Below are 1269 nucleotides of genomic sequence, written 5' to 3' on the forward strand. Positions count from 1 at the left end.
CCCCTCTGGATAGCGGATACCCTCATTGATGTTTCTCCCAATCCGGGTATTGCCATTACCCTGATTCTCCTGATGACCGGTTTTGTCTCCGCCTTTGTGGATAATGTGTCCACCGTTTTGGTAATGGCCCCCATTGCCCTGGTTTTATCGAAACGGCTGAACATGGCACCTACCTATTTTATGGTAGGCCTTGCGGTAATGGCCAACCTGCAGGGAACCGCCACGTTGGTGGGGGACCCTCCCTCGATGATCTTTGCAGACTATGCCCACTATGGGTTTAATGACTTTTTTGTGTACCAGGGGCGACCTTCTATTTTCTTCGCCGTTCAGTTTGGGATGCTCTGTGGAGCCCTTTTTTTATATGCCTATTTTGCGAAAACAAAACATACCCGGATTACGGTAGAAAAGGAACCCATCATTTCTCTGGTTCCCACCATCCTTCTTTTGGCCATGATAGGGACATTGGCGATCATTTCTTTTGTCGAACGGGGGCTCTCTCCTGTGGCAGGCTATGCCGTGTTGAGTATCGCCACGCTGGGTCTTCTGTGGTATCGCTTTGTTCAGAAAAAAACAACCCGGGAAACCTTCGAGGTGCTTAAGAAATTTGACTGGGAGGCTTTTCTCTTTTTAATTGGGATTTTTATTGTGGTAGGGACCATCACCAAGGTGGGATGGGTAGAAAAAATAGGTGAGCTTCTGGCGGACCTTATAGGCGGAAATATCATTGTAGGCTTTGTTCTTATAATACTCGTTTCTTTGCTTCTTTCTGGGTTTATCGATAACATCCCCTACATTCTGGTTATGTTACCGGTGGCCGATAGGCTTGCTCAAACCCTTTCTCTGCGACCGGAACTGTACATGTTTGCCCTCCTGATTGGTTCCTGTATGGGGGGGAACATAACCCCCTTTGGAGCCTCGGCCAACGTGGTATCGGTGGGGATCCTTAAACGGGAGGGAATATCCCTTTCGTTTCTCCAGTGGCTTAAGATAGGCCTGCCCTTTACGCTTATTACCACCGGCGGGGCAGCCCTTTTTGTGTGGTTGTTTTGGAAATAGAAATAACGAAGGAGAGAAAAACATGCAGTCCCTGGTATTAGGGATCACCGTACTTATGTATGGGTTGATTATTATTTTCCCAGAGAAGAAAGCCTTTATTGCGATGGCGGCGGCCCTTATCATGATGGCCCTGGGGGTGGTTTCTCCCCAGGAAGCCTTTACAAAGATGGTCAACTGGAACGTCCTCATGATTTTTGTGGGGAGCCTTGTCAT

The 1269-nt window shown here is 48.1% G+C and carries 2 protein-coding genes; both read left to right on the forward strand.

All coding sequences use genetic code 11. From position 1 onward, the window contains the following. The coding region (locus N2315_09415; GenBank protein ID MCX7829388.1) for an SLC13 family permease at positions 1 to 1056 on the forward strand (1056 nt) is incomplete at its 5' end. A 22-nt stretch (positions 1057 to 1078) separates the two neighbouring features. Further along, a partial coding sequence (locus tag N2315_09420) for a hypothetical protein (GenBank protein MCX7829389.1) occupies positions 1079 to 1269 on the forward strand: 191 nt, incomplete at its 3' end.

The sequence above is a fragment of the Thermanaerothrix sp. genome (assembly GCA_026417795.1).
Lineage (GTDB): Bacteria > Synergistota > Synergistia > Synergistales > Synergistaceae > Thermanaerovibrio.